We start from the raw sequence: 5,414 nt of genomic DNA on the forward strand, positions 1-5,414 counted from the left end.
GGCGGCCGGATTAAGCGATGCGTCAGCGCTGGAAAAGGTCGCGCGCGAACTTCCGGTTGCATATCATCAATGCACGACACTGTTGGCGTTGGGGGAGTACCAGCTGCTTTCGCTTGATGCGCCCAACGTACCGCCGGATGAATTGAAAACCGCAGTCCGCTGGCGTCTGAAAGACATGCTCGATTATCACGTCGACGATGCAACGGTCGACGTTCTCAACGTACCCGTCGACAAGAACGCACCTGTCCGCACGCGCCTGATGTTTGCCGTGGCAGCCCGCAATCAACTTATCGAACGCCGCCAGGCCGCATTTGCCGAGTCGAAAGTAAAGCTTGATGTCATCGACATTCCGGAAATGGCGCAGCGCAATGTCGCCGCCTTCCTTGAACCGGAAGGCCGGGGTGTGGCGATGCTGTCCTTTGATACGGATGGCGGCCTGCTGACTATTTCCTATGCAGGCGAGCTGTACTTGTCGAGACGCATTGATGTGACTTTGCACCAATTGGCCGAATCCGACCCGGAACAAAAGACCAGTTATCACGAGCGCATTGCGTTGGAGTTGCAACGCTCGCTCGATCATTTCGACCGTCAATATCACTTCATTACGGTAGCGAAGCTAGTGTTGAGTCCGATCGGCGACGCAGCCGGCGAACTGCAGCAGCACCTGGCTTCCAACCTGTACCTTCCGGTCGAAACGCTCAATCTGGCAAGCGTGCTGAATTTGTCCAAGGTTTCCGCATTGTTGACGCCGGAAGCGCAGCAGCGCTACTTCATGACGTTAGGGGCCGCACTCCGCCATGAGGAGAAGACGCTATGAGCCAGCAGATCAATCTCTTCAATCCCATATTCCTCAAGCAGAAGAAGCATTTTTCCGCAGTCACCATGGCTCAGGCCCTGGGCATGATTCTTCTCGGTTCATGTTTGCTGGCCGGTTATACGAATTACCGTGTGTCCGGCTTGGCAAGGGAAGCAGAAGCGACGAGCACACAGCTGGCGTCGGTAAAGTCGACGTTGAGCAAAATCGATGCACAATTCGGTCCGCGTCAGAAAAGTGGGACATTGGAAGCACAGGTCAAGGTGGCGGAATCGGAGGTCGCCGTTTTGCAAAAAGTGGCGGACATTCTGCGCAAGGGCGAGTTCGGAAACGAAAACGGCTATTCGGAGTATATGCGCGCGTTCGCGCGGCAAAGTCTATCCGGCGTATGGCTGACCGGATTCACCATCTCCGGCGCAGGCAGCGAAATCACGCTGCAAGGACGGGCCCTGCAAGCAGAACTTGTCCCTGCGTACATTACCCGTCTCAAGCGCGAGCCTTCGCTGCAGGGCAAAACCTTTGCTGTACTTGAAATGCAGTCACCGATTATTGAAGTACCGGCCGGCGGCGCGCACGGGGGTTCGGCAAATGCCGCTTCAGCAACTGCCGGGCAGATGAAAACGCCCGGCTACATCGATTTCAGTTTGCGGTCATCGGAGCTCGACAAGGCCAGTGCGGACCAAGCCGGAGCCAAACGAAAATGAAACAATACTGGCAAAAAATATCGCTCAAGATCGACGCGCTAAGCTTGCGCGAGCGCGCCATCATTTTCGCCATGTCCGCCTTGATTCTCGTGGTGCTGGTAAATACCACGCTCCTGGAACCGCAGTACGCACGCCAGAAGCAATTGACGCAACGTATCACTCAGGAGCAGTCTCTGATAGCAGGCGCCCAGGCCGAGATCAAACAGAAGGCAATGTCGCTCGAAGTAGACCCGGACCGGTCGGCAAAAATCCGGTTGCAACGCCTGAAGGAACAGTCGGCCGAATTGCAGCTCGCGCTGCGTGACCTTCAAAAAGGGTTGGTAACTCCGGATAAGATGTCCGTGCTTCTGGAAGACATTCTAAAGAATAACGACGCTCTGAAGCTTGTGTCGCTAAAAACCTTGCCTGTCGCTTCACTGCTCGGAACGACGGCGCCGGCAGATATCGCTGCCTCTTCCAAATCCGAAGATAAACGGCCGGAACAGGTAGTTACCGCCGCGCAGAACACCATCGGCGGTGCGGTCGGTGGAGCAGTGTATAAGCACGGCGTCGAAATCGTCCTGCAAGGGAGCTACCTCGATACCATGAAGTACCTCACTCAACTGGAAACAATGCCTTGGCAGCTTTTCTGGGGGGAGGCACGACTCCATGTCGACGAATATCCGAAGGCAACCTTGACCTTGACCCTCTTCACGCTGAGTCAGAACGAAAAATGGCTACACCTTTGAAATTCACAGCCAGGCTTGGGCGTCGTACAGCAGGACTTGCCTTGCTGATTACTTCATCCGTCGCTTTCGCCGGGGAACTTGCCGACCCGACCCGTCCACCTCCGGCGTTCGAAAATCCAGCGCAGGGAGTTGCAGCAAACAACGGCCCTGTCCTGCAATCCGTGCTTCTTGCGCCCGGTCGGAATGAGGCGGTAATCAGCGGGCAAACGGTGAAGGTGGGACAGAGGCTGGGAGAAATGCGCGTTGAAAAAATAACGGAATCCGAGGTGGTTCTTCGCAACGGAAAAGACGCGCTGACGCTGAAGCTTTTTCCGGAGATCGAGAAAAAGCCGGTCATTCGCAAGCCGGATTCCAGGTCGGCAGGCTGAACCAGAAAGTTAAGGGATAGAGTGAAAAAAACTACTTCTGCCATCGTAATCCTGAGTATCGCAGGTTGCGTCACGCAGCCGAAAAACGAGACTCTTGATCTGATCAATTCGGAGTTGACCAAGGCGAGCAAAGTCCAGCCAGCCGTGGCGCAACCGGATGCAGTGGCGGCCGCGCTCCTGCCGCCACTGAAGATTGAGACGCCCAAAGCACGCCCGCCATTGGAAGAGCGGTTTGGCGTGACGTTCAACAACGTGCCCGCCACGCAATTTTTTATGGGTATTGTGTCGGGTACGCGTTACAGCATGTTGGTACATCCGGATGTCACCGGGACCATTTCGGTGAATTTGAAAGATGTCACCGTTTTCGAGGCGCTCGATGCGATTCGCGAGTTGTACGGTTATGACTATTCCGTCGACGGCACCCGTATTTACGTCAAGCCCCTGACGCTACAAACCCGTGTTTTCCAGGTCAACTATCTAACCGGGAGTCGCAGGGGGACATCGGATATTCGGGTGAACTCCGGCGCGGTCGGCGACGTGATCAATCCGAGTTCCGCCACAGGCGTGACGAACAACATCACTCCGGGTATTCCCGGCTCCAACCAGCCTCAGCCGACGCAGGTCGCAATCAGCAGCAGCAAGATCAACACAACATCCAACAGCGATTTCTGGACCGAACTGCGTGCTTCGCTGGAAGCGATTGTCGGAAACAAGGAAGGTCGCAGCATCGTAGTAAGCCCGCAATCGGGCGTCGTTGTCGTGCGCGGCATGTGGGATGAATTGCGAAATGTGTCCGCATACCTGAAGGCAACCCAGCTTTCCGTTGACCGCCAAGTCATCCTTGATGCAAAGATTCTTGAAGTCGAGCTGTACGACGGCTTCCAGCAAGGTATCAATTGGGCTTCATTTGCCTCGTTCAATGCAAATTCGAACAACCGCGTTTCAGGCGGCTTTGTTTCCCCCGGAACCACGCTGACGCCAATACCGTTGGATGGCAGTCCATCCAGGGCGGTAACGGGGGGAGGAATCACCGCCACACCAGGAACCGCGCTGGGGGCAGCAAGTGATGCGGTCGGCTCATTGTTTGGCTTCGCCTTCCAAAGTCGAAATTTTGCCGCCCTGATTTCTTTCCTTGAAACCCAGGGAACCGTACATGTGCTTTCCAGTCCCCGGATCGCGACGCTGAATAACCAGAAAGCGGTCCTCAAGGTGGGTAAGGATGAGTTCTATGTCACCAATGTCAGTACCACCACTACCGCAATCGGGACGACCAGCACAACCAGTCCGACTGTCACGGTGCAGCCTTTCTTCTCTGGCGTGGCTCTCGATGTGACGCCCCAGATTGCAGAAAACGGCAATATCATTTTGCATATCCATCCGTCGGTAAGCAACGTCGTGACCGTCGACAAACCGATCAATCTCGGAAATGCCGGATCATTCAACCTTCCGACCGCGTCCAGCACCATCTCCGAAACGGATAGCGTCGTTCGCGGCATGGACGGCCAGATCGTCGCCATCGGCGGATTGATGCGGCAGGCCAGCTTCTCGGACAACTCCCAGATCCCCGGCGCAGGCGATGTGCCAGGGCTGGGCGGATTATTCCGCAATACGCGGCGTTCCGTTCAAAAAAGAGAGCTGGTGATCCTGCTCAAGCCAACTGTCGTTCAGGGTAACGAGTCATGGACACAGGATGTGCTGGAAAGCCAGCAGCGCATTCAGGGCATCACTCGAAAGTACTCGCAAGAGCAATAAGCTGCACATGTACAAGACCCATTTCGGCTTACGTGAACTGCCGTTCGGAATCACGCCGGATACCAGCTTTTTCTTCGCCTGTTCCAACTACCAGGAGGCGTTGAATACACTGTTGATCGCCGCCAAGAACGGCGAGGGGTTTATCAAGATTACCGGTGAAGTGGGGGTAGGGAAAACCCTGCTTTGTCGCAAATTCATGGCGACCCTCGATAAGGGATTCGTGACGGCCTACATTCCGAATCCATTTCTGGAACCGCGCACTCTGATGCTGGCGCTGGCCGAGGAACTCGAGGCGCCGCTCGAGAAAGATGCAGACCAATACCAGATCCTCAAGGCGATCAACCACCGCTTGCTGGTGCTCGCACGCGAAGGCAAACGAGTGTTGCTTTGTCTCGACGAGGCTCAGGCGATGCCGCTTGAGACGCTTGAGGCGCTGCGTCTGCTGACTAATCTGGAAACCGAAAAGCGAAAGTTGCTTCAAATCGTCATGTTTGGTCAGCCCGAACTGGATCGCAAGTTGCAACAGGAAGCAATCCGCCAACTCAATCAACGGATTACCTTTCACTATCACTTGGGCCCCCTGACCAAGGACGACATGGCGTTTTATATTTCTCATCGCCTGAGCGTTGCCGGATTTACTGGCAGCAGGCTCTTCAACACTGGCGCCGTCAATGCAATGTATTCAGCCAGCGGCGGCATTCCACGCCTGGTCAATATTCTTTCCCACAAAGCCATGATGCTGACATTCGGCGAAGGAAAGCAGCAGATCAGCGCACGCCATGTCCGTGCAGCTGCAGCCGACACCGGAGCCGCGAAAAGCATTGGACTACCGTGGTCCTGGCTGGGAGCTGCAATTTTTCTTGCAGCGGGCACAAGCGCAGGATGGGCGTACTTCAAATGAGCCTGATCAATCAAATGCTTCAAGAGCTGGACTCCCGTCGTGCGGAAGTCGGCGGGGTTGGCACCTACGGTGCGCACATCCGCGCAGTGCCCGAGCGGCGCGGCATGCATGCCGCATGGTGGGTGGCGCTAGCGTTAGCAAACCTGC

At 55.7% G+C, this 5,414-nt stretch carries 6 protein-coding genes; all 6 read left to right on the forward strand.

Features of this window, described 5'->3' with window-relative positions:
• The coding region (gene pilM, locus VGU61_RS09090) for an agglutinin biogenesis protein MshI (protein ID WP_326858796.1) at positions 1-817 on the forward strand (817 nt) is incomplete at its 5' end.
• Positions 814-1,518, forward strand: a complete 705-nt coding sequence (locus VGU61_RS09095) for a PilN domain-containing protein (protein WP_326858797.1) — start codon at positions 814-816, stop codon at positions 1,516-1,518. The genes pilM and VGU61_RS09095, both read left to right, overlap by 4 nt.
• Entirely contained in the window at positions 1,515-2,246 is a 732-nt protein-coding gene (locus VGU61_RS09100; RefSeq protein WP_326858798.1) for an MSHA biogenesis protein MshJ, read from the forward strand. The genes VGU61_RS09095 and VGU61_RS09100 overlap by 4 nt, the downstream gene beginning before the upstream one ends.
• A 41-nt stretch (positions 2,247-2,287) precedes the next feature.
• Positions 2,288-2,614 (forward strand): MSHA biogenesis protein MshK, encoded by a 327-nt coding sequence (locus VGU61_RS09105; RefSeq protein WP_326858799.1) that lies wholly within the window; start codon positions 2,288-2,290, stop codon positions 2,612-2,614.
• Positions 2,615-2,635: 21 nt separating this feature from the next.
• Complete coding sequence (gene mshL / locus VGU61_RS09110; protein WP_326858800.1) at positions 2,636-4,366, forward strand: pilus (MSHA type) biogenesis protein MshL; 1,731 nt, start codon at positions 2,636-2,638, stop codon at positions 4,364-4,366.
• 7 nt (positions 4,367-4,373) lie between these two features.
• Positions 4,374-5,267, forward strand: a complete 894-nt coding sequence (locus VGU61_RS09115; RefSeq protein WP_326858801.1) for an ExeA family protein — start codon at positions 4,374-4,376, stop codon at positions 5,265-5,267.
• The last annotated feature ends 147 nt before the right edge of the window (positions 5,268-5,414 follow it).

The organism is Noviherbaspirillum sp. (assembly GCF_035944575.1).
Taxonomy (GTDB): Bacteria; Pseudomonadota; Gammaproteobacteria; order Burkholderiales; family Burkholderiaceae_D; genus Noviherbaspirillum.

What these genes read in the sequence shown, in the direction of transcription:
- VGU61_RS09095 (WP_326858797.1), top strand. Translation starts at nt 814, where the DNA reads ATGAGCCAGCAGATCAATCTCTTCAATCCCATATTCCTCAAGCAGAAG.
- VGU61_RS09100 (WP_326858798.1), top strand. Translation starts at nt 1,515, where the DNA reads ATGAAACAATACTGGCAAAAAATATCGCTCAAGATCGACGCGCTAAGC.
- VGU61_RS09115 (WP_326858801.1), top strand. Translation starts at nt 4,374, where the DNA reads ATGTACAAGACCCATTTCGGCTTACGTGAACTGCCGTTCGGAATCACG.